Origin of the sequence: Shimia marina (assembly GCF_001458175.1) — a bacterium.
GTDB lineage: Bacteria > Pseudomonadota > Alphaproteobacteria > Rhodobacterales > Rhodobacteraceae > Shimia > Shimia marina.
Genome location: NZ_CYPW01000017.1, coordinates 76,211 through 98,336, shown reverse-complemented (window position 1 = coordinate 98,336; position 22,126 = coordinate 76,211). Strand labels below are relative to the sequence as shown.

Sequence of the window (22,126 nt, the reverse complement as noted above, 5' to 3'; positions counted from 1 at the left end):
ACATAAGTTCGCATACGAATTAACTGAAGTAATTCGTGTGCGAACAAATGGCCAAATCTCCCAAAATCTTCTTACTCATGAACCGGGCGCATGCTGCGATGACACGTGCCGTGGAGCAAAAAACACAGGCTCTTGCGGGATTGTCTATGCCGCAGCTCGGGGTTCTTGCACTCTTGTCTCAAAAAGACGGGCAGGCGGTGTCTGACATGGCGCAGGCGCTGTCGATGCGCAAATCCAGTCTCAGCGGTTTGATCGACCGAATGGGTGAGCGTGGTTTTGTGCGGCGGATGCGGGGGGCAGAAGACGGGCGGATTGTGCGGATTTTCCTAGAGCCCTCAGCACTTGATCTTGTGCGGCGTGTGGACCCTCTGGTGCGCACAGCCAACGCGCGGTTACTGGATGGCTTCACGGAGGCGGAGCAAGCGGTGATTGGGCGGTTTTTGATGCATATAGCGGATCAGGCTGAAGAGATTATCGCCGCAGTGCCAGTTTCAGAGCAGGAGAAGGCAGAGTGATGTTGAAGGCTGCGGAAGTGACGGTGCAGGATGTGCGTATCCGAACCGAAGATGGCTGGGATCTGGCGGGCACGCTTTATCGCGCGGAGGCCCCCACGTTGGCGATTTTGATCTCGGCAGGCACAGGGTTTCCACGCCGGTTCTACCGCCATGCAGCGGCCTATTTTGCAGCGCGGGGGGCGACGGTTCTGACCTATGACTATCGCGGCATTGGGGAGTCTAAACCGGAGGATCTGGCCGGCTCAGGGATTGATTACCCCCATTGGGGCCAACGGGACATGTCTGCCGCGCTGGCCTATCTGGCGGCTGCGGCACCGGGGGCGTGGCTGACCACGCTGGGGCATAGTATCGGCGGGCAATTGGTCGGGTTCGCCAAGCCTGAGCTTCAGGTGTCCCGTCATGCCTTTGTGGCGGTGGGGAGTGGGTTCTGGGGCGTGCACAAGCTGCGCAACCTGCCCATGGAATGGTTTTTCTGGTGGCTTTATGGCCCCCTCTGTTTGGCGCGGTACGGCTATATTCCAGCTGGGGGGCTTTGGGGCGGGGAGGCTTTGCCACCGGAGCTGTTTAAGACCTGGCGTCGGTGGAGTGGGCGACGCAGCTATCTTTTGCCGGATCTGGAGAGTGGGCGGTATATGCATCATTTTGATGCGGTGGAGGGGCCGATCTGTGCCTGGGTGCTCAGTGACGATCCGATTGCTACGAAGACGGCCTGTGAAGATACATTAAGTCATTATCCCCAAGCGCAAAAACACCTCGTCGTGCGCCAGCCGCAGGATTTGGCGCAGCGAAAGGTTGGTCATGAAGGCGCGTTTCGCAAAGGTCATGAGGCGCTTTGGCAGGAGCTTTGGGCGTGGCTCTCTGAGGGGGACTTGCCTCAGGGGGGCGGGGGGCGGTGATCCCGCAAGGGAATAGGTAAAGGTGCGCAGTGAGTGCGCACCCTACGGGGCCAACAAAAAGGCCGGTGTGAGGTCACACCGGCCTTTCGCTTTAAGATATACGCGCGATCAGACCTTGAGGTTCGGAATGATCTGCTTTTTGCGGCTCACAACGCCGGGCAGCACAACGCTGTCGCCCTCGGCAGTGGCGTCAAAGGACTTCGCGGCAACGGTTTTGACCAGATCGTTTGGCACCAGCAGGGTGCTTTCTTCGTTCAGGATGTCCACAACGAAGAGCAGAACCTGATCGACGCCGTCCTCGGAGGCCACGGTGGACATGGTTTCCATCAGGGAGGCTTTGCGATCCAGCACGATGGCAGGAGAGGTGGTTTCCAGAACGGAGACGCGGAATTTGGTGCCGTCGACTTCGTATTCTTTGGAGTCCATGCGCAGCAGCTCTGCGTCAGAGAAAGAAGACACGTCGGATTTTGCGGCAAACATCTCAGCAGCATAGGATGGGATGTCGATGCCCAGATCTGCGGCCAGTTTCTCGGCCACGGCTTTGTCGTGATCCGTGGTTGTTGGGCTGCGGAATTCCAGCGTGTCAGACAGGATGCAGGTCAGCATGGTGCCTTTGATCCAGTCTGGCATCTCGATGTCGCCCATCAGATCGTGCATGATGGTGGCGGTGCAGGCCACGGGGCGGATGGTGATGTCGATCGGGCCTTTGGTTTCCAGACCGCCCACCAGCTTGTGGTGGTCGATGATGGCCTGAACGTCTGCGCCATTGATGTTGGCGGGCAGCTCGGCTGGGTTGTTGGTGTCAACAATCACCACGGCGGCGTCATCTGCCACGTCGGCAATGATCTCAGGCTTGGTCAGATCCCAGCGCTCCAGCAGCCATGCGGCTTCGGTGTTGGGCTCGCCCAGCAGCTTTGCTTCGGCAGCGGTGCCTTTGATTTCAGAGAGATACCACGCCCAGATGATTGGGGAGCCTGTGGAATCAGTGTCTGGGGATTTGTGGCCAAAAACCTGAATGGTCATGTCATGAGGTCCTTAAAAATAACGGTGTTCTGTGTGGTTGCGCGCCTTATAGAAGGGCGCGCTGCTTTTGTCACGAGGCCAGGGTCAGATGCGGCTTTGGGGCGCGGTTGACCGTGGCTTGACGGTCAGAAATGCAGGCGAGTGAGTGTGAAGCCCGCATTTTGCAGCTGTGCGAGCACGCCGTGTTCCCCGGGCAGATGTAGCGCCCCGACCGCGACCAGCGCGGAGGTCTGCGACAGCGCGGGTGCGAGTTTTTCAACCCATGCGGTGTTGCGCGCGGTCAACAGGCTGTCTTCGACCTCCTGCATCATTGTAGCCATGCGCTGCGCATCTGCATTGCCTTCGGATTTTATGCGCAGATCCGCTTGGTTCAGCTCCCATATCAATTGAATGCGCTCTTGCAGATACAGGTCAATCACGGTGGGGATCATTTCTGGTGCGGCGAGATCCTCTTGAAGACGCAGGCTCCATTTCAGATCGTCCAGCTGCTTATCCAAAGGCTCGCTTGCCAGAATGTCGATCAGATGTTCTGTTGTGTCCAGAGAGTGAGCAGACCAATCCATTTCAGCGGCCATGGCTTCGATCTGAAGATCAAGGCCCTTCTGGCCGCTTTTGACGATCTCCATGGCGCAGGGCGGCATCATCAGGGTCATGCCAAGAAACCACGGCTGATAGCGGGCCGCGAGAAAAGGAGGCATGCCCCGCGCTTTCAGTTGATCCGCGACTTTGGGCCAGAGTTCTGGGCCGAGGCGATCAATCAGGCTGTCTCCTTCCTGAATGAGGAAGAGGGACGGATTGGTTGTGAGGTGGCGTTGAAATCCCAACTGATCTTCTGCGGTCAGCTCCATGAAAAGCTGGGTTGGGGCCGGGCGCAGACCACGTAGGTGATCCACCATTGCGGCATGTTCTGGCAGATGTACGTGAAAGGTGCCGATGATGTAGGAGGTCACGCCGTTTTTCTCAACCTGCCAGAGAATGCCCTCGTGAAACGGCACCTCTGCGGCTTTGACAAGCAGTGTCTGCTGGTCGGATTGCGGGCGGGTTTCAAACAGGTTGGGGCCTGTGCAATTGGCCGAGGCGACGGTGCAAAACCCAAGGAGAAACAAAAGACTAAGAAGAAGACGCATGGGGGCCTCACGTTGATTTGTCGCCACAGTAGCAAGCCTGTGAGTGGCGGCAAGTGCCGGTAGGCAGGGCTTTGGAATGAGGCTATGACTTAAGTATGAGCAAGATCGCGGAAACAGAGCTATATGCGCCCATCAAAGCCTGGCTTCAGGCGCGGGGGTTTGAGGTGAAAGCCGAAGTGGGTGCGGCGGATGTGGTGGCGATCAAGGCTGGGCAAGAGCCGGTGATTGTTGAGCTGAAAACCGGGTTTTCGCTCACGCTTTTGCAACAGGCAGTGGCGCGGCAGGCGGTGACCGATGCGGTCTATGTGGCGGTGCCACGATGGAAAGGGCGCGCCGGATGGAAGGCGTTTTCTGGCAATATTGGCCTATGCAAGCGGCTTGGCATTGGGGTGCTGTCGGTGCGGTTGAAAGACGGCGCGGTGGAGGTGCATTGTGACCCGGTCCCGTTTCAGCCGCGCAAGTCAAAGCGGCGCAAGGCGCAGTTGTTAAAAGCTTTTGCCCGGCTGGACGGCGACCCGAACACTGGCGGGATGCGGGGCGAGAAGGTGACGGTGTATCGCCAGGATGCCGAAAAATGCGCCGCCTTTTTACGCCAGAATGGCCCCAGCCGGGGGCGGGATGTGGCCAAAGGCGCTGGCGTGGAGAAAGCCACAACGATGATGCGGGACAACCATTATGGTTGGTTTGAAAAGGTGGAGACAGGGGTCTATCAGCTGAGCGACTCCGGTGTGGTGGCCCTAGCGGATGCGGACTAAGCGTTGCGCCGGGACGGTGCGTTCATCTGCAAACGGCGCCCTGTTGGCACGTCGGTATCGGGTCGGTATTGCGACTGTTTCGCGACGGTGGAATTTTTGGGGCTTGAAAGGTTAACGCGGCGACGTGGTTTTGCGTTTTTCGGTGAAGAGACTGAGGCGGTCTCTTGGGCATCGTGGGGGCATATTTTGATGAACCCCCACGTCACAGCTTACGACAGAGAACTCAAGCCAAACACATTGCCTTCGCTGTCCTGACAGAGCGAGACAAAGCCAAATTCGCCGATGGAAAATTTGGGCCGGAGGACTTGGCCGCCAGCTTCGTTGACGCGGGCTTGCTCGGTCGCGCAGTCTTCGCAATTGAAATAGACCACTGTGCCGCCAGCGCCTGGGCGGGCGTGGGGGCTATGTGAGATCGCGCCGCCCGCGCCGTATTGGGTCATCTCTGTCGGGAAGGCGCGCATTTGCATTTCGCCAGTGGGGTCGCCGATGGTTTCAAGCGTGCAGCCCAGCACGGTTTCGTAGAAAGTGACGGCGCGGGCGAGATCATCGGTGTAGATGTCAAACCAGCCGATGGCGTTCATTCTGGGCATGATCCTGTCCTGTGTTTTTGGTCATGCCGGGAGGTTAGGGCGCAGGAGCGGTGGTGTATTGTAGATTTCAGACATCGAATTTGCGGGCGTATTGGCCGGGTGTGTAGCCCGTGGCCCGGCGGAAAGCGTGAATGAAATGGGATTGGTCGGCGTAGGAGAGCGAGGGCTCGCCGCCAAGGGATTGTTGCAGGCGCAGGACTTTGAGGAAATCGTGCGGGGTAAAGCCGGTGGTTTGTTTCAGTACACGCTGGAGCTGGCGGGAGGAGAGCTGCGCGATGGCGGCCATGTCGGCCACAGAGTGGATACCGTCGATCTGTGCAAAGATCTTTTGCGTGATGAGGTTGGCGACGAGAATGCCACGGGCCTGTAGGTCTTCGACAAAGGAGATGAGCGTGGTGCGCTGGGTGTCGGGATGTTGGTCGATCAGCGTTGCGTTTATATCTTTCAGCGGCAGGGCGCCGGTGTAGGGCTGATCGATCTGACCAAAAGACAGCGGTGCTCGGTCACGTTGCCAGACACCGGGGAGAAAGCGAATGTTGAGGAAATGAAAGCCGCGGCCAAGGTTCAGCTCTTCGGCGGAGGCGCTGAGGCGTGTGACGCCGGTGATCTCCGGGCTTTGCTGGTCAAAAATGATGTAGGTGCAGGCGTCGGGCAGGGCGTGGAAGCGGTAGTCTGCGGGCAGAGGAGCTGGCGTGCGCAGCGATAGGAAACGGTGGACGATGCCGCGCAGGTGTTCGGGCGGCTCAGCTTCGGTGAACAGGACGCCGTCGGTGGTTTTGTCTTTACTGTTGCCTTTGGGGTCGTACATGGAGCGCTCGCAGGGAGAGACGTTTCTAACAAAATGCTAAATGACAGCCTGTTGCTGCCCATAGAGTCTACGACGCTTTAGGTGGTGTTGCGGTGATCTTTGCCATGCGGCGGGTCAGGTCCTTTTCAATGATTTTTACTTCATAGGGTTTCATTTTTTTCCACTTTGCGCATTCCGTACGTGTGCGGCCACAGCCAAGACACCAGCCACTTGGGCCGTTAAATTCACAAACATCTGTGCAGGGGCTTTTGCGCTTTTTCATATTTGGCACCTTCAAAGTCATGCTTGTTACAGAGCTTGCAGTTTAAGCCTTCAATGCGCTCATATGCATCATTTAAAGAAAAAGGCCGCCTGGAGGCGACCCTTTGAAACTTGTCTGGCCAGAGCTTTCGGCAGATTGGCCCGAAGGCCAATCGCCTGACGCTGAGACAGAACTTTCTTACGAAAGTTCGTCTTACATCATGCCGCCCATGCCGCCCATGCCGCCCATGTCAGGCATTGCAGGTGCGCCGCCGTCTTTGGCTGGCTTGTCAGCAACCATCGCTTCAGTCGTGATCAGCAGGCCTGCAACAGAGGCTGCGTCTTCCAGAGCGGTGCGGGTCACTTTGGCTGGGTCGATCACACCGAAGGAGAACATGTCGCCATATTCTTCGGTCTGCGCGTTGAAGCCAAATGCGCTGTCGTCAGATTCACGGATCTTGCCCGCAACAACCGCACCGTCCACACCGGCGTTCTCAGCGATCTGACGCAGAGGCGCTTCGATGGCTCTGCGCACGATGGTGATACCTGCGTTCTGGTCAGCGTTTGCGCCTTCCAGACCTTCCAGAGCTTTGCCGGCCTGAACCAGAGCAACACCACCGCCAACGATCACGCCTTCCTGCACAGCTGCGCGGGTTGCGTTCAGAGCATCGTCCACACGGTCTTTGCGCTCTTTCACTTCCACTTCGGTCATGCCGCCAACGCGGATCACAGCAACACCGCCTGCCAGTTTGGCAACGCGCTCTTGCAGCTTCTCACGGTCGTAGTCGGAAGAGGTTTCTTCGATCTGAGTGCGGATCTGAGCCACGCGTGCTTCGATCTCTGCTTTCTCGCCTGCACCGTCAACGATGGTGGTTTCGTCTTTGGTGATCTCGATTTTCTTAGCAGTGCCGAGCATGTCCATGGTGACGTTCTCGAGCTTCATGCCCAGATCTTCGGAGATAACCTGACCGCCGGTCAGGATGGCGATGTCCTGCAGCATGGCTTTGCGGCGGTCGCCGAAGCCAGGGGCTTTCACAGCCGCAATTTTCAGGCCGCCGCGCAGTTTGTTCACAACCAGAGTGGCCAGCGCTTCGCCTTCCACGTCTTCTGCGATGATCAGCAGAGGCTTCTGGGACTGGATCACCTGCTCCAGCAGAGGCACCATTGGCTGCAGGGAAGACAGTTTCTTCTCGTGCAGCAGCACCATGCAGTCGTCCAGATCAGCGATCATTTTGTCTGCGTTGGTCACGAAGTAAGGGGAGAGGTAGCCGCGGTCGAACTGCATGCCCTCAACAACATCGGTCTCAGTTTCCAGACCTTTGTTTTCCTCAACGGTGATCACACCTTCGTTGCCCACTTTCTGCATCGCGTCTGCGATCTGCTGACCGATTTCGGCTTCGCCGTTGGCGGAGATGGTGCCAACCTGTGCCACTTCGTCGGAGTCTTTGACTTCGCGCGCGGAGGAAACGATGCCTTCAACCACTTTGGCAGTTGCCAGGTCGATGCCGCGCTTCAGGTCCATCGGGTTCAGGCCAGCTGCAACCTGCTTCAGGCCTTCTTTGACGATGGCTTGTGCCAGAACGGTCGCGGTGGTGGTGCCGTCGCCCGCTTCGTCGTTGGTGCGGGAAGCGACTTCCTTCACCATCTGTGCGCCCATGTTCTCGAACTTGTCTTCCAGCTCGATCTCTTTGGCCACGGACACACCGTCTTTGGTGATGCGTGGGGCGCCGAAGGATTTGTCCAGAACCACGTTACGGCCTTTCGGGCCGAGGGTCACTTTCACTGCGTCTGCGAGAACGTTCACGCCGCGCAGCATTGCATTGCGGGCATCGGTGTCGAATTTGACGTCTTTTGCCATTTTATAGGCTCCTAAATTCGTATTTTGCGGTCAGACGATCAGGCAATGATGCCCATGATGTCGGATTCTTTCATGATCAGCAGCTCTTCACCGTCAACGGTGATTTCGGTGCCGGACCATTTGCCGAACAGAACTTTGTCGCCAGCGGACACGTCCAGTGCAACGCGGTTGCCAGCGTCGTCACGCAGGCCTGCGCCCACGGATACGATTTCGCCTTCGGCTGGTTTTTCTTTGGCGCTGTCTGGAATGATCAGGCCGCCTGCGGTTTTCTCATCGCTTTCGACGCGGCGTACAAGCACACGGTCGTGCAGAGGTGTAAATGCCATGGTTAGGTTTCCCTAATAGAGTTGTCTCCCTGACTCCTCAGCGGAGCCGTTATCACTCCCTGTCGGCGAGTGCTAACGGCGAAAGAGTTAGGCAGTGCATCGGAGGGAGTCAACGCCGTTGCGTCAAATTTTTTTGCTAGAGCCGCTCTACTGATCAGGTGGAGCCTCTTTGCGTTTGTGTATCTGTTAGGGCGTCGTAAGGGGAACGGTGAAAAGTAGTGCTTTCTTATGAAAGCAAAATCACCATGATCGTAACAGTGAAAGTCCCGATCAACATGCCAAAGAGAAATCCATGTTTTCCTTGAATGTTAACTGTTCTTTTACCGTGCTGGTAGGAAACTAAAAAATGTGCTGACTTCTCTATTTCGGCAACGTCATCGGACTGTTGAGTTGAGGTTTTGGCAACGGGCTTCTTAGATGTGATATGATCGGATTGTGACATGTGTAAGTCCTTATGCATGTTAAGGCTGGAGGGAGGTTTTGTTGGCGCTTGAGCTCCCTCCGGTCACCTTAATGCTAAAGTTGTCGATATTTAGTTAAGCGATCGTACACTACTCACTAGGGCGGTAAGTCAGATGCTGAGTTCGGAAAAATAAAATTCTATTTTGTAAAGCGTTAGCTCCTAGTGGGAGGAGCGGCAGTTCCCGAACACTTTAGACTTTTTCAACAAAGAACTGGAAAAATGAGCTTTGAACTGGTGCTCATGGTCGTTTCTGGTGGTGCGCCGTGTTGGTTGCCTCTCCATTGAACCTATTACTTTAGATAGGAAATTATAGGCTGCTTAGGTAAGCCAACACATTAGAAACGCACGACCCATACATCTTAGGATGTTTGCAGCAAAAACGCAGAAACACCACGCTCAAGTAAATGAGCTGGTGAGTCAGTGATGAGAGTTTTACTTTACCTCTGACAGCGTCTCACTAAACATCAAATGGTTCAACGAAATTTTGTTAACTTGATATCTTTTTCCATTTGGTCACATTCTCTGCGTGTCTACGTAAATTCCGCTTTGGCTTGGATTTACTTTCTGTGGTCTTGGCCTACTGTGCCTCTCAAAAGGAGGCATCACATGCAGATCGCTGCCAATAGCATTCAGATTGAAGTGGAGACCTTTGGACCCAAAGACGGCGTGCCCTTGGTGCTTATTCGCGGGCTGGGCTCGCAGCTGATCCATTGGCCTGACGCGCTTTATGAAGGGTTGGCGGAGCTTGGCTATCACGTGGTGATCTTTGACAACCGTGATGTTGGCCGGTCGCAGCGTTGTCCCAAGGAAGGTGTGCCCAGCGGGGCGGAGGAGATCACCGCGCGGGCGTTGGAGGATGGCAAGGTGCCACCGGCCTATCGGCTGGATGATATGGCCAAAGATGTGGTCGGTGTGATGGATGCGCTTGATATTGAGAAGGCGCATGTGTTTGGCATGTCCATGGGCGGCGCGATTGTGCAGCTATTGTGCCTTGATCATGCCGAGAGGCTGCTGAGTGCGACGATTGTGATGGCGACGGCGCGGCCTTTTGCAGAGCGTGCTGGCAGCGCTGCATGGCTGGCGGCCCTATTGGCGCGGCCGGTGGATCGGGCCACATTCATCAATAATGCTGTTACAGAATATGCGGGCTGGGGCAGCCCGGCCTATCCTATGACCGAAGCAGAGCTGCGCGCGCAGGCGACGCAGGCCTATGATCGCGCGTTTGATCCCGAAGGCGTCAACCGGCAGGTTCTGGCGGTGATGGCTTCGACGGATCGCCGTGAAGATCTGCGCCACGTGGCGCTGCCTTGTCAGGTCATTCACGGAGAAATGGACACGTTGATCCCTCCGGAGGCGGGGGCAGAGATCGCCGCTTTGATCCCGGGGTGCGCGCATCATCCGATTGCGGGTATGGGCCATGTGATCACGCCCAAACAGGCACCGATGCTTGTTGAAATGATGCAAGCGTTTGTTGGCAAGTTGGCGGTTTAAGACGCGTTTTTATGGCTCAGAACATGGATGCCTGATCATGGCGGGTGACAGAACGCTCGCCCGATGTGCAAAGGAAACAAAGAAGGTCTGGCACGCGAGCTGCGCCGGGCTTCTCGTTTGTGCCTGTGCTTTTTTCTGATAGTTTGCGGCCAAGCCAAAGCCAAGCCGGAGAGGGTGCGGCCCTCCCATGAGAGTGACCCAAGAATGACACGGGACTATTCCCAATTTTTGCCCACAGACGCGCAGACACCCGCGCAGACACCAGAGCCTGCAAAGCGCGCGATGCTGGATATTTTAGGCTGGCAGCCATTTTTTGCCCAACAGCTGGCCCTTGAGACCCTCACGCAGACACCGCCGGTGCGGGTGGTGGAAGTGCACCGCAATGGCTTGCAGGTGCGCGGCGCGGATCTGGAGGCACTGGTGCCACCGGGGCCGGAGGCCACGGTGGGGGACTGGCTGCTTTATGATGCGGAGCTGCCAACACGCAGTGTCGTACTGGAGCGCAAGAGCCTGTTTAAACGGCGGGCGGCCGGGCATGATCGCTCGATCCAGATGATCGCGGCCAATGTGGATACGGCCTTTGTGGTGACCAGCTGCAATAACGATTTCAATGTGGCACGGCTGGAGCGGTTTTTGGCGCTGGCCTTTGAGGCAGAAGTGGCGCCGGTGATCGTGCTGACCAAGGCAGATCTGTGTGAAGATCCCACGCCGTTTGTCGCAGAGGCGCAGAAAATTTCGGCGCGGGTGCCAGTGGTGCTGCTCAATGCCAAAAGTGAGGAGCCTGCGCAAAAGCTGGCCGATTGGTGCGCACCGGGGCAGACCATCGCCTTTCTCGGCACCTCCGGTGTGGGTAAATCCACCTTGGTGAATGCCTTGTTTGGCAGTGAGCAGGCAGAGACCGGCGCGATCCGGGAGGACGACAGCCGGGGGCGTCATACCACCACCAGCCGGCAGTTGCATTTTACGGACAGTGGTCTGGCGATTCTGGATACGCCGGGCATGCGAGAGTTGCAATTGGCGGAGGCCGGCGATGGTGTGGCGGATCTTTTCTCTGATGTGGTTGAGATTGCAACGCAGTGCAAATTCAGAGACTGCGCCCATGAGAGTGAGCCGGGATGTGCGGTGCGCGCTGCGATTGCCGATGGTACGCTGGAGGCGGAGCGGTTTGAACGCTGGCGCAAGCTGGAAGCAGAGGAGCGGCACAACACCGCGTCGTTGGCGGAAAAGCGCGCCTATGACAAAAACTTCGGCAAGATGGTGAAGAGTGTGACCAAAGCCCATAAGGGGCGCAAAGGCCGACGCTGACCGGCGGCGACACCTTCGTAGAAATCTCAAAAAGTGACCGCGCGTGGAGTGATCCGCGCGCGGTTTTTACACGTACCCCATGCAAAGAAACAAAAATTGTAAAGACAACAGCTTCGCACAGGGAGGCGCAAAGACATGCACGTGAGATTGCCAATTCGTGAAAGGGTTTTGATGGCTGCCTTGGCGCTGGCAGTTGCGCTGGGATATGGCGCCTCGGTGAAAGCGGACACAGGCCCAGATGCGGCACCGGAAGTGCGCAGTCTGTTGGGCGCACCGCAGGCTGTTGGAGCAGGCCAGTTCCGCTACCTTGGCCTGAAGGTTTATGATGCGCAGATGTTTGCGCCCCAAGGGCAGGGCTTTGAGGAAGAAGGCCTCTATGCGCTGGAGATTGAATATGCCCGCAAGATCCGCCGCGCGGTGCTGCTGCGGGCCTCACTGAGCGAAATGGAACGCATTGAGGGCGCGCGCAGTGATCATGCCGAAATCATGCAAAAGCTTGAGGCATGTTACCGCGACATCCGGCCTGGCGATCGGATTGTGGCGGCGCCAGAGGCGTCTGATGCACTGAAATTCTGGGTGAATGGCACCCGTACATGCACGTTGCGCCATCGCGATATTCGCGACCGTTACATGGCAATCTGGCTGAGCGACAAAGCCCGTGATCGTCAGTTTGCGCAACAGGTCATGGCCGCACGGAACTAGCGGGCTTTAAGGCTCCCCCAGCTGCGCAGCATCGTGCTTCCGCTTTATGTGATGTTGCAAAAGCCGCATATGTTCTGTTTGGCCTTGGCCATTCAAGCACTGGGACTGGTCCTGCCGGTGCTTGAGGGCCAGCGCATGGTCGGGATGGCTTGCCCCGCCCGACCATGCGTGTCACCAAGACCGCCATGAGACTTTTTCTACTGACAGCCCTCACCATGGCGGCCTTTGCCGCAAATTCCGTGCTCAATCGCGCTGCGGTTGGAAGCTTTGGCATGGATGCCATTACGTTTGGCGCAATTCGCCTGACATCTGGGGCCTTGGCGCTGGCTCTGTTGATTGTATGGCAGCGGCGTGGATTTGCGCTGGGCGGTTGGGGACGCGGTGTCGCCGTGCTTGGATTGCTGGCCTATATTTTTGGGTTTTCGCTGGCCTACCGTGGACTGGAATCCGGGCTGGGCGCGTTGATCCTGTTTGGCGTGGTGCAGATCACCATGTTTGGTGGCGCTGTGCTTGCACGTGAGGAGATGCCAATGGCGCGCTGGCTGGGTGCTGGGCTGGCATTGGGGGGGCTGATCTGGCTGCTCGCGCCTGGTGCTTCGGACACAGGTGGGGCGGCGGTTGCTCTGATGCCTGCGGTGGCCATGGCGGCGGCCGGTGTTGGCTGGGGTGTCTACTCCCTGCAGGGACGACAGGAGCGCGATGCGACGCAGGCAACAGCGATGAATTTTATGCTCGCGGCGCCTATTGCGCTGATGGGGGCACTTTGGATGAGTGACAGCGCGGCGCTGAGCATGGGCGGCGTGACGCTGGCGGTGATCTCAGGCGTACTGACCTCTGGGATGGGGTACGCGCTCTGGTATGCGATCCTGCCCGCGCTGGGCGCAAGCCGCGCGGCGGTGGCACAGCTGACGGTGCCGGTGATTGCCATGGCCGGGGGCATGCTGTTTTTGGCGGAACCGCTGACATGGCGATTTGTCGGGGCAGCGGCGCTGGTGATCGGGGGCGTCTTGGTGTCGATGCGCCGCGCCTAGGCGCGCAGCTCGGCATGATGCTGCTTTCTGACAGGTTTGTGCTTTTGTCGCGCGCGCGCAGCGCGTATCTCAGGGGCATGAGAAATTTCACGAGATGGGCCGTCTTGGCGGCATTTGGGCTGTCGCTGAACACATATGCGACGGATGCGTCTGCGCAGAGTGCTGCGTCTACGCGTACCGCAGAGGCTGTTCAGGAGACCTTGCCGCAGGACTGTGTGGTGCTGCTGCACGGGCTAGCGCGCACGGAAAGCTCCTTTCTGGTGATGGAGCTGGCGCTTAAACGGTATGGATTTGATGTGGTGCGGCAGGGCTATCCCTCGACCGAAGAAGACATTGCGGATCTCGCATATAGCACCCTCCCTGAAGCCGTGGCGCAATGTGGCGACCGTAGGGTGCATTTTGTCACGCATTCGATGGGAGGCATTCTGACACGGGTCTGGTTCATCAATCACAAGCCGGAAAACCTTGGCCGCGTGGTGATGTTGGGGCCGCCCAACAAGGGCAGCGAAGTGGTGGACGAACTGGGCCCGATCCCGGCCTTTGAGTGGCTGAATGGCCCGGCCGGTATGCAGCTGGGCACGGATGGCCTGCCCAGTCATCTGCCGCCGGTGGATTTTGACCTTGGGGTGATTGCGGGGAACCGCTCGCTTAATCCCTATTTCTCCAGCCTGATCGAAGGGCCGGATGATGGCAAAGTCTCGGTGGAGAGCACCAAAGTGGCTGGCATGAAGGATCATATCGTGCTGCCGGTGACCCATACTTTTATGATGAACAACCCGATGGTGATTGTGCAGACACGTGAGTTTCTCACCCATGGGGCCTTTGATCACGCGCTGCGCTGGGGCGATGCGCAGGCGGCGCTGCGGGAGTTGCAGCGTCTGGTGGATGACGATTGTGGCCCTAATGGCTGCGCCGAAGGGGACGGTGTCGAACAGGATGGCGATGATTTCTTCGACTGGATCGAGAAATACACTGACTGGGATGGGGACGGCGATCTGGACGCCGATGATGCGGGCGTAGAAGGTGACTGATCTGGAGCTTGTTGGCGCAGAGGTGCTGCGACCGGAAGGGATGGTGCAGGGGCCTCTGTTGGTGAAGGACGGCGTGATTGCCGCCGCGGGCAGAGGGCGTCAGGTGGATCTGAGCGGCTATCGCATTTTGCCCGGAATCGTGGATTTGCATGGAGACGGGTTTGAGCGCCATCTGGCGCCGCGCCGTGGGGCAATGAAAAACTTGGGCGACGGGCTGGCCTCTGTGGATGCGGAGCTGGCGGCCAATGGCATCACCACAGCTGTGCTGGCGCAGTTCTGGAGCTGGGAAGGGGGCATGCGCAGCCCGGAGTTTGCACGCCGCTTTCTGGACGCACTGAGCCAGACCGAAGGGCTCTTGACGGAGATGCTTGTGCAACTGCGGTTTGAGAGCCATCTGCTGTCAGACTATGCGGCGTTTGAGGCTGCCGTTCAGGCCCATGCGGTGCCCTATGTGGTGTTCAATGATCACCTGCCGCATGCCGCTTTGGACAAAGGCAAAAAGCCCCCCCGGCTGACCGGACAGGCGCTGAAGAGTGGGCGCAGCCCTGAGGCACATCTCGCCCTTCTCAAAGAGCTGCACGCGGCGCGTGACGCGGTGCCAGAGGCGGTCGCTAAGCTGGCGACGCGATTGGCGGCGCAGGATGTCCGTCTGGGCAGCCATGATGATGACACTGCGCAGGCACGTGATTTCTGGCGGGCGCGGGGGCTCACGATCAGTGAATTTCCCGAAAGCCTTGATGCCGCCCGCTCGGCCCATGCGGCCGGGGATCCGGTGATCATGGGCGCGCCAAATGTGGTGCGTGGAGGCAGCCATTCTGGCAAGGTCAGCGCAGCGGATTTGGTGGCAAAAGGCTATGTGGATGCGCTGGCTTCAGACTATCATTACCCGGCCCCGCGACAGGCGGTGATGCGGCTTGTGGCGGATGGGGTCTGTGACCTTGCCGCCGCATGGGCGCTGGTGTCTGCGCGTCCTGCACAAGTGCTGGGCCTGACGGATCGGGGCAGTCTTGAGGCGGGCAAACGGGCGGATCTGGTGGTGATGGGGCCGGATGGCCGTATTGGCGCGACGCTGGTTGCAGGCAAGGTGAGCCATATGAGCGGCACGGTGGCGGCGCGGTTTATGGCTGGGTGAGGGAGGGGGCGTTGCCCCCGTCATCGCGGGCGATGACTCCCCCAGGATATTTGGATCAAGAGGAAGGCGCAGGGTTGCACTGCGCCTTTTGTTCATGTGTCGCGGGTGATGCGATTGATATGGCCCATTTTGCGGCCCGCTTTGACTTCGGCTTTGCCGTAGAGATGCACAGCAGTGTCGCGCGCATTGAGCAGCTCTGGCAGGCGGTCCATATCCGCGCCAATCAGGTTTTCCATCACCACATCATTTTGCCGCTGACCATCGCCCAGAGGCAGGCCCACCACGGCGCGGATGTGCTGTTCGAACTGATCCACGGTGCAGCCGTTTTGGGTCCAGTGGCCGGAGTTGTGCACGCGCGGGGCGATTTCATTCACAATCAGACCCTGTGCGGTGACAAACAGTTCCACTCCCATCACGCCGACATAATCGAGTTTGTTGAGGATATTGGCCGCCAGCAGCACCGCATCCATGCGCTGGCCAGCAGTCAGTTTCGCAGGCACGGTGGTGGTGCGCAGGATGCCATCCGCATGTACGTTTTCACCGGGATCAAAACAGGCGACCTGACCGTCGATGCCGCGCGCGGCAATCACGGAGACCTCATGTGAGAAATCCACAAAGCCTTCCAAAAGCGTAGGCGCACCGGCCATATCGGCGAACGCGGCCTCTGAATCGGCGGCGGTTTTTAAGCGGGCCTGCCCTTTGCCGTCATAGCCGAAACGACGGGTTTTCAGGATCGACGGGGCGCCAATCTCTGCCACCGCTTTGGCCATGCTGTCAGCATCGGTGACATTGGCAAAAGGCGCGGTTTTCAGGCCCAGATCGTTCAGGAAGGTCTTTTCTGTCAGGCGATCCTGGCTAACGCGCAGAGCTTCGCGACCGGGGCGAATGGGGCGATGCGCCTCCAGAATGTCCAGTGCGGAGGTGGGGATGTTTTCAAACTCATAGGTGATCACATCCACAGCTTCTGCAAAGGCGCGCAGCGCCTCGGCATCGTCATAGCTTTTCTGGAAGTGGTAATTCGCCACATGGCTGGCCGGGCAATCGCCACCGGGTTCATAGATGCAGGTTTTATAACCCAGACGGGAGGCCGCCACAGAGAGCATGCGGCCCAACTGGCCACCGCCGAGGATGCCGATCGTGGCGCCGAGGGGAAGCGGTTCAGTCATCTTGGGGCTCATCCGGGATAGAGGCAGACAGCGCGTCGCGCCAGGCATCAAGGCGGGTGGCCAGATCCGCATCCTGTAGCGCCAGAATGCCTGCGGCCATCAGGCCCGCATTGGCGGCACCCGCTGCACCTATGGCCATGGTGGCCACGGGGAAACCTTTGGGCATCTGCACAATGGAATAGAGGCTGTCGACACCAGACAGGGCGCGGGTTTGCACTGGCACGCCCACCACGGGCACACGGGTCTTGGAGGCCATCATGCCGGGCAGATGGGCGGCCCCGCCTGCGCCTGCAATGATCACCTGCAGCCCGCGATCTGCAGCCGCTTTGCCATAGGCCCAGAGGCGATCTGGCGTGCGGTGGGCGGAGACAATTTTCTTCTCGTAGGAAATGCCGAGCTCTTCGAGGATGGTGGCGGCTTCTTTCATCGTGGGCCAATCCGACTGGCTGCCCATAATGATGCCAACTTGAGGTGTGTCCGTCATATGCGCCTCTGAGATGGGAATTTGGCGAGGGTTATAGACGGTTCAGGGATTTAAGCAATGCGGCGCAGGGTTTTGACAGCCTGTGCGCAGGATGTTTGTGCAAAACGCAAAAACATCCTGCTGGAGGGCAGGATGCTTTGCGAAAAACGAGGGGTCGGGGAGATCTGTGGCCTCAGGCGGCTCGCTTGAGGATGGCCCCTTTGCGCTTGGCAATAAAGGCGGCGCGGCGTGTGCCGCGGGCCCATGGCATTTGCGGCGTATCGGCCTTGGATGCGGCAACCACGGATTTGATGAAGCGGCTTTGAGTTTTCATGTCTGCTCTCCTGGGCTCTGGCCTCTTTGCAGTGTTCTACGGGCCGATTGTTTCCAACTTGCGATCAGTCTCGTTGGGAAATGCGGCGCAGATGCGGCAGGATTGGTCAGATTTAAGGAAAATGTCGCGACACTTTGGCGGGTCTTGAAAAGCCTTTAACTTACAGGCGGATGCAGGAAATCAACCGGCCATAATCCGCTTCTTTCGCATGGGTGGTGCGGCGGTAAGAATAGAAACGATCCGGGTCGGAATAGGTGCAGTGGCGGGTCCATTCCGCCTGTCCGATGCCCGCGCTGTGCAGCCGGTGCAGCCCGTAGCCGGGCAGGTCAAACAACAGGCGATCCCCTGTGCCTTGAGCAAAGAAACGGTGATTGTCTGCGTCCTGCGCCAAAAAGCGATCCAGGAATTCCGGGCCCACTTCATAGGCGGATTGGCTGATGCAGGGGCCAATGACGGCGTGGGTGTTGGCGCGGCTGGCTCCGAGGGTTTCCATGGCCTCCAGCGTGGCCTCCAAGACGCCGCCCAAAGCACCTTGCCATCCGGCATGGGCCGCACCGACCACACCGGCCTCCGCGTCGGCAAAGAGAACCGGCTGACAATCGGCGGTGAGAATCGACAGGGCCAGACCGGGCGTGGCTGTCACAAGAGCATCCGCGCGGGGGCGTTCTCCGGTCAGTGGCGCGACGGCGATATGCACGTCGGCAGAGTGGTATTGATGCACCCCTGTCAGGTGGGCGGGGGTCACCTGCATGGCGTCGGCCACGCGTTGGCGATTTATGGCGACAATTTCAGACTGATCAGAGCTGCCGGTGCCACAGTTGAGGCCGTGAAAAACACCGGAGGAGGCTCCGCCGCGTCGGGTGAAGAACCCGTGGTGCAGAGGGGCAAGCAGATCAGAGGTGAGAATCTCAAGCGTCATGTCAGGCATCCTGGTGGGGGTGTGCAGGTCTTGGGGAAGAGAGCGAGCACTTTGAACAGGTTTCCCATTTCCTCTGGATGCGTCAAGCGCCGATGCGCCGCGATATGACTTTCCAGAGCGGCCCCCGTGAGGTGGGGGACCAGGGATTGCGCGCGGGGGGTGATGCCGAGGTGTTCCAGAAAGACGCCCTGTGGGGTCAGCTTGGCATGGGCACAGGGCGCGGCCTGCGCGAGAGCTTCAAAATCCACATGCGCCGTGAGATCGCTCTCTCCGGGCGCTTCCAAAGGCGCAATAAAGGTATGGTTTTTCAGGGCCTGAAGCGTATCCCCCTTGGAGCGCCAATCGCCATAATCGATGATCAGGGCCGCGCCGCCATGATCGCGCAGGCGCGCGCCAATCTCGGAAGCAACCCCCAGAGCAGGCGCGCAGGTTTCCACGATCATATCCTGTGTGGTGTCGCTCAGCCGGTGTTCGAGCTGCGGCTGTGGCAATTCGGGGCCAAAGGCAAAGCTCAGCGCGCCGTCGCGCATGGCGATCAGGCGCTCATGCCAGCCGGTGGGTCCGCGTTGGAACTGGCGGATGGGCAGGGCGTCGAAGAACTCATTGGCCACCAGAAACAGCGGCTGTTGGGGTACTGTGTCGATGGTGTCGTGATGGGTGATCTCGGTCGGGATGGTATTGCGTTGTTTTCTGCGTAGGGTGGGGGAGGCCTCAACCAGATGCAGCTCTGCGGCGGCGTGAAAGCCGGGCACGGCGCGGGTGGCGCGCAGGATGTCCGCCATGAGCGTGCCGCGACCGGGGCCCAATTCTGCGAGGGTGAAAGGCGCGGGGGCCCCCTGATCCAGCCAAGTTTGCGCCAAGGCAAGCCCGATGAGCTCGCCAAACATCTGGCTGATTTCTGGCGCGGTGGTGAAATCGCCCGCCGCCCCCAAAGGATCGCGCGTGGTGTAATAGCCCAGAGTGGGGTGCAGCAGCGCCTCTGTCATGAAATCAGCCACAGTCATCGGGCCGTGGGCCTCAATGCGGGCCAGCAGATGTTGCGTGAGCCCTGTCATGTGCGGCGCGCGCGGATCACGAGGTAAAGGCCAAGGGCGATCATCGGCAGCGATAGGAGCTGACCCATGGTGCAACCATAGCCTCCGATGTGCAGGGCGAGGCCCAGCGGGTTGCCCTCAGAGATAAACTGCGCATCCGGCTGGCGGAAGAATTCAACAATAAAACGCGCGCTGCCGTAGCCCATCAAAAACACGCCAATCAGGGTGCCGGGATGTTTGAGCGCGCCGCGACGATAGGCGAGGTAGAGCATCACTGCGCCAAGGACCAGCCCTTCCATCAGCGCCTCGTAAAGCTGTGAGGGGTGACGTGCGCAGAGGCCGACAAGCTGACCGCAGTCCTGTGCGGCATAGCCGGGGAAGACCACGCCCCATGGCAGATCGGTGGGGCGTCCCCAGAGTTCGGCATTGATGAAATTGGCAATGCGCCCAAGGAACAGGCCAATAGGCACGCCAAGGGCCATGGCATCCCCCACCTGAAGCGGGCGCAGGTCGTATTTGCGACAATACAGCCAGCCTGCGAGGATCACCCCCAGCATGCCGCCGTGAAAGGACATGCCGCCGTCCCAGATGCGAATGATGTCGGCGGGGTTGGCGATGTAGAAAGCCGGCTTGTAAAAGATCACATAGCCCAGACGCCCGCCGGCGATCACGCCAATGATCACCCAGCTGAGCAAGTCCTCGACCTGACGGGGGGTGATCGGGGCGGTGTCATTGGGCCAGAGCGCTGCGCGTTTGACCGTGGCCACTACAATGCGCCAGCCGATCAGGATGCCAACGATATAGGCCAGCGCATACCAGCGCAGGGCAAATTCCATACCAAAGAGCGAAATCGAGAAGATCTCTGGCGAAATATTGGGAAATGGCATGAGCGGCTCGCGGGCTTATGGATTTGCGCCACAAGTGGCCTTGGTGGCGCGACAAAGTCAACCTTGTGTCTGAGCGGCTTGGTGCCCATATAGGGGGCAGGATCATTTAGCGGAGAGTGCGATGCAAACCCGGAACAAGTTCATGGATGATATGTCCCAGTTGATGACCAATGCCATGGGCGTGGCGCAGGGTGCCAAGGACGAGGCCGAAAACGCGATGAAATCGCTGATGGACCGCTGGTTGGCGGACCGTGATTTCGTGACCCGCGAGGAATTTGACGCGGTGCGTGCCATGGCGCAGAAGGCACGCGAAGAAAACGAAGCGCTCAAGGCCCGCATTGAAGCGCTGGAAGGCAAGTAAGCCACAAGCGGTTTTTGAGTCGACGAGAGGCTGGCCTTCGGGTTGGCCTTTTTCTTTGGCGTCTACAGCGTGATTGTGCCCTCAATGCAGCTCTGCACTGCGCCACCCACCCAGATTTCTCTGCCCTCCTGCACCACATGCACGCGGCCCTTGCGGCCAAGAGCGGTGCCCTGTGCGGCCACATATTGGGTGGGGGCGATGTCTGCTGAGATCAGCCATTGGGCAATACCGGCATTCAGGCTGCCGGTCACCGGATCTTCAAATCCGCCAGCGGAAAAGCCGCGCACTTCAAAATCAATCCCGGCCTCTGGTGAGGGCGCGACAATGCCAATGCGCATGCCGTTGAGGATCGCGTAATCGGGTGTGAGCGCCATGGCGCGGCTGTGATCGTTGAGCAGAAGCGCGGCCCAGCCGGGGCCATTGTCGACCCAGGCCGACGCGGCGAGTTCTGCGGTATCGAGGCCAAGACCAGCGCAGGCGCGCGCGACAAGATCTTGCGCCAAAGGCCCGCTGCGCAACAGAGGTGGCGCCGTGAAGAAGAGCTTTTGAGCGTCCGGACGGATGCGGATCAACCCAGCGGCGCAGTCTTGCACTATATCGTGGCCTTTGGGCTGCCCTCCTGCCGTGAGCCATGCGTGACAGCTCCCCAATGTGGGATGCCCGGCAAACGGCAGCTCTTGCGTTGGCGTAAAGATGCGCAGGCCATAGTCGGCCTCTGGCGTGCTCGGGGGCAGCAGAAAGCTGGTTTCGCTGAGGTTGGTCCAATGCGCCAGCTGCGCCATCTGTGTGTCGCACAAAGCCGCTGCACCATGCACCACCGCCAACGGGTTGCCACATGTTGGCGTGTCGGTGAAGACATCCACCTGCGCGAATGCAAAGCTGCGGGGCATGGCCTGAAGTCCTTTAAATTGGAGGTATTTAGGGTGCCGGACACAGTCGTTCTAGGGGCCTGCGCCCATCTGGCGAAGACTTGTGCTTAAGGTATAGTAATCCACAACTTATTGCGTTATCCACAGATATTTTGCTTTACACTGATGAGTCGGCGCACCACCATATGTTGTTAGGGGGGTCGAGTTATCCACAGGCCCTAGAGCAGACACCAAGCGCTAGGGAGCTGCCAATCCCATAGCGTGCAGATAAATGAGGTGGCGCTATGGCATTATCAGAACAGTTTCTTGAGGAAGATTTGCACCCGATCGACATCGTGGAGCATCTCGCCGAGGGGCGCGACTGGAACTTCGACCGGATTGCAGATGATCAGATCGCTATGGCCGTGGAAGGCCAGTGGAAGACCTATTCGATCACTCTGGCTTGGTCCGCCTTCGATGAGACCCTGCGGATGGTCTGTTCCTATGAGGCAGAGCCGCCGCGCAGCAAGCTGCCGCAGCTCTATGAGGCGCTCAATGCGGTGAATGACGAATGCTGGGGCGGGGCTTTCACCTATTGGGAGCAGCAGAAGCTGATGATCTATCGCTATGGTCTTGTGTTGAGCGGTGGGCAGATGGCGAGCCCGGATCAGATTGACACCATGATCCGCACCGCCATTGAGAATGCAGAGCGCTTTTATCCGGCCTTTCAGCTTGTGGTTTGGGGCGAGCGAACTGTGAAAGATGCAATGCAAGTAGCCATTGCAGAGGCCTACGGGCGGGCGTAACACTGGCCCCCAAAA

25 protein-coding genes and 1 pseudogene are annotated in these 22,126 nt (G+C 58.8%); 11 read left to right on the top strand and 15 right to left on the bottom strand.

The annotated features are described in order from the left end of the window. Positions 1-47 precede the first annotated feature (47 nt). Together SHM7688_RS08770 and SHM7688_RS08765 are read left to right on the top strand one after the other, a co-directional pair. On the top strand, positions 48-515 hold the full coding sequence (locus SHM7688_RS08770; RefSeq protein WP_058239556.1) for a MarR family winged helix-turn-helix transcriptional regulator: 468 nt from the start codon (positions 48-50) through the stop codon (positions 513-515). Beyond that, entirely contained in the window at positions 515-1,411 is an 897-nt protein-coding gene (locus SHM7688_RS08765; protein ID WP_058239555.1) for an alpha/beta hydrolase family protein, read from the top strand. Before SHM7688_RS08770 ends, SHM7688_RS08765 begins: the two co-directional genes overlap by 1 nt. A 108-nt stretch (positions 1,412-1,519) precedes the next feature. Here SHM7688_RS08765 and SHM7688_RS08760 read toward each other — a convergent pair whose 3' ends face one another. Beyond that, complete coding sequence (locus tag SHM7688_RS08760) at positions 1,520-2,434, bottom strand: manganese-dependent inorganic pyrophosphatase (protein ID WP_058239554.1); 915 nt, start codon at positions 2,432-2,434, stop codon at positions 1,520-1,522. A 125-nt stretch (positions 2,435-2,559) separates the two neighbouring features. Beyond that, positions 2,560-3,561 (bottom strand): TraB/GumN family protein, encoded by a 1,002-nt coding sequence (locus tag SHM7688_RS08755; protein ID WP_058239553.1) that lies wholly within the window; start codon positions 3,559-3,561, stop codon positions 2,560-2,562. Between the two features lie 95 nt (positions 3,562-3,656). Between SHM7688_RS08755 and SHM7688_RS08750 the strand changes: the two genes are divergently transcribed. Then, positions 3,657-4,316 (top strand): DUF2161 domain-containing phosphodiesterase, encoded by a 660-nt coding sequence (locus SHM7688_RS08750; RefSeq protein WP_058239552.1) that lies wholly within the window; start codon positions 3,657-3,659, stop codon positions 4,314-4,316. Between the two features lie 209 nt (positions 4,317-4,525). On the opposite strand, the gene SHM7688_RS08745 is transcribed toward SHM7688_RS08750, so the two are convergent. From SHM7688_RS08745 to SHM7688_RS08720, 6 genes are all read right to left on the bottom strand, one after another. After that, on the bottom strand, positions 4,526-4,906 hold the full coding sequence (locus SHM7688_RS08745) for a VOC family protein (RefSeq protein ID WP_058239551.1): 381 nt from the start codon (positions 4,904-4,906) through the stop codon (positions 4,526-4,528). A 67-nt stretch (positions 4,907-4,973) separates the two neighbouring features. After that, positions 4,974-5,714: a helix-turn-helix domain-containing protein gene (locus SHM7688_RS08740; RefSeq protein WP_058239550.1), complete on the bottom strand. Its 741-nt coding sequence runs from the start codon at positions 5,712-5,714 to the stop codon at positions 4,974-4,976. Positions 5,715-5,781: 67 nt separating this feature from the next. Continuing rightward, entirely contained in the window at positions 5,782-5,976 is a 195-nt protein-coding gene (locus SHM7688_RS08735) for a DUF1289 domain-containing protein (RefSeq protein WP_058239706.1), read from the bottom strand. 192 nt (positions 5,977-6,168) lie between these two features. After that, entirely contained in the window at positions 6,169-7,812 is a 1,644-nt protein-coding gene (groL, locus tag SHM7688_RS08730) for a chaperonin GroEL (protein ID WP_058239549.1), read from the bottom strand. 38 nt (positions 7,813-7,850) lie between these two features. After that, positions 7,851-8,138: a co-chaperone GroES gene (locus tag SHM7688_RS08725; RefSeq protein ID WP_058239548.1), complete on the bottom strand. Its 288-nt coding sequence runs from the start codon at positions 8,136-8,138 to the stop codon at positions 7,851-7,853. Between the two features lie 226 nt (positions 8,139-8,364). Then, entirely contained in the window at positions 8,365-8,580 is a 216-nt protein-coding gene (locus SHM7688_RS08720; protein ID WP_144432530.1) for a hypothetical protein, read from the bottom strand. A 627-nt stretch (positions 8,581-9,207) separates the two neighbouring features. Between SHM7688_RS08720 and SHM7688_RS08715 the strand changes: the two genes are divergently transcribed. The 6 genes and pseudogenes from SHM7688_RS08715 to SHM7688_RS08690 all read left to right on the top strand — a co-directional run bounded on the left by SHM7688_RS08715 (position 9,208) and on the right by SHM7688_RS08690 (position 15,293). Next, on the top strand, positions 9,208-10,092 hold the full coding sequence (locus SHM7688_RS08715) for an alpha/beta fold hydrolase (protein WP_058239546.1): 885 nt from the start codon (positions 9,208-9,210) through the stop codon (positions 10,090-10,092). 204 nt (positions 10,093-10,296) lie between these two features. Continuing rightward, positions 10,297-11,397 carry a ribosome small subunit-dependent GTPase A gene (gene rsgA / locus SHM7688_RS08710; RefSeq protein WP_058239545.1) on the top strand — a complete coding sequence of 367 codons (1,101 nt, stop codon included), beginning with the start codon at positions 10,297-10,299 and terminating at the stop codon, positions 11,395-11,397. Positions 11,398-11,532: 135 nt separating this feature from the next. Then, a complete protein-coding gene (locus SHM7688_RS08705) occupies positions 11,533-12,099 on the top strand; it encodes a chalcone isomerase family protein (RefSeq protein ID WP_144432529.1) in 567 nt (188 codons plus the stop codon). Between the two features lie 185 nt (positions 12,100-12,284). Next, entirely contained in the window at positions 12,285-13,130 is an 846-nt protein-coding gene (locus SHM7688_RS08700) for a DMT family transporter (RefSeq protein ID WP_058239705.1), read from the top strand. Positions 13,131-13,330: 200 nt separating this feature from the next. After that, positions 13,331-13,978, top strand: a pseudogene (locus SHM7688_RS08695) (alpha/beta hydrolase); the annotation flags it as partial. 175 nt (positions 13,979-14,153) lie between these two features. After that, positions 14,154-15,293, top strand: coding sequence for an alpha-D-ribose 1-methylphosphonate 5-triphosphate diphosphatase (locus SHM7688_RS08690; RefSeq protein ID WP_083498999.1), 1,140 nt, complete (start codon positions 14,154-14,156; stop codon positions 15,291-15,293). 92 nt (positions 15,294-15,385) lie between these two features. Here SHM7688_RS08690 and SHM7688_RS08685 read toward each other — a convergent pair whose 3' ends face one another. The 6 genes from SHM7688_RS08685 to lgt form a co-directional block, all read right to left on the bottom strand. Then, a complete protein-coding gene (locus tag SHM7688_RS08685; protein ID WP_058239543.1) occupies positions 15,386-16,459 on the bottom strand; it encodes a 5-(carboxyamino)imidazole ribonucleotide synthase in 1,074 nt (357 codons plus the stop codon). Continuing rightward, positions 16,452-16,943: a 5-(carboxyamino)imidazole ribonucleotide mutase gene (gene purE / locus SHM7688_RS08680; RefSeq protein ID WP_058239542.1), complete on the bottom strand. Its 492-nt coding sequence runs from the start codon at positions 16,941-16,943 to the stop codon at positions 16,452-16,454. Before purE ends, SHM7688_RS08685 begins: the two co-directional genes overlap by 8 nt. A 172-nt stretch (positions 16,944-17,115) precedes the next feature. After that, positions 17,116-17,256 (bottom strand): hypothetical protein, encoded by a 141-nt coding sequence (locus SHM7688_RS19860; protein ID WP_188128115.1) that lies wholly within the window; start codon positions 17,254-17,256, stop codon positions 17,116-17,118. Between the two features lie 160 nt (positions 17,257-17,416). After that, a complete protein-coding gene (gene pgeF, locus SHM7688_RS08675; protein ID WP_058239703.1) occupies positions 17,417-18,175 on the bottom strand; it encodes a peptidoglycan editing factor PgeF in 759 nt (252 codons plus the stop codon). Then, a complete protein-coding gene (locus SHM7688_RS08670) occupies positions 18,172-19,230 on the bottom strand; it encodes a class I SAM-dependent methyltransferase (RefSeq protein WP_058239541.1) in 1,059 nt (352 codons plus the stop codon). Before SHM7688_RS08670 ends, pgeF begins: the two co-directional genes overlap by 4 nt. Continuing rightward, positions 19,227-20,096: a prolipoprotein diacylglyceryl transferase gene (lgt, locus tag SHM7688_RS08665; protein ID WP_058239540.1), complete on the bottom strand. Its 870-nt coding sequence runs from the start codon at positions 20,094-20,096 to the stop codon at positions 19,227-19,229. Before lgt ends, SHM7688_RS08670 begins: the two co-directional genes overlap by 4 nt. A 121-nt stretch (positions 20,097-20,217) precedes the next feature. Here lgt and SHM7688_RS08660 point away from each other — a divergent pair, with 121 nt between their 5' ends. After that, positions 20,218-20,457, top strand: a complete 240-nt coding sequence (locus SHM7688_RS08660; RefSeq protein ID WP_058239539.1) for an accessory factor UbiK family protein — start codon at positions 20,218-20,220, stop codon at positions 20,455-20,457. A gap of 62 nt (positions 20,458-20,519) precedes the next feature. Here SHM7688_RS08660 and SHM7688_RS08655 read toward each other — a convergent pair whose 3' ends face one another. Continuing rightward, positions 20,520-21,347: a PhzF family phenazine biosynthesis protein gene (locus SHM7688_RS08655; RefSeq protein WP_058239538.1), complete on the bottom strand. Its 828-nt coding sequence runs from the start codon at positions 21,345-21,347 to the stop codon at positions 20,520-20,522. 263 nt (positions 21,348-21,610) lie between these two features. Here SHM7688_RS08655 and SHM7688_RS08650 point away from each other — a divergent pair, with 263 nt between their 5' ends. Further along, the gene (locus tag SHM7688_RS08650; RefSeq protein ID WP_058239537.1) at positions 21,611-22,111 is read left to right on the top strand and encodes a type III secretion system chaperone family protein; all 501 of its coding nucleotides are present in this window, start codon (positions 21,611-21,613) and stop codon (positions 22,109-22,111) included. Positions 22,112-22,126 lie beyond the last annotated feature (15 nt).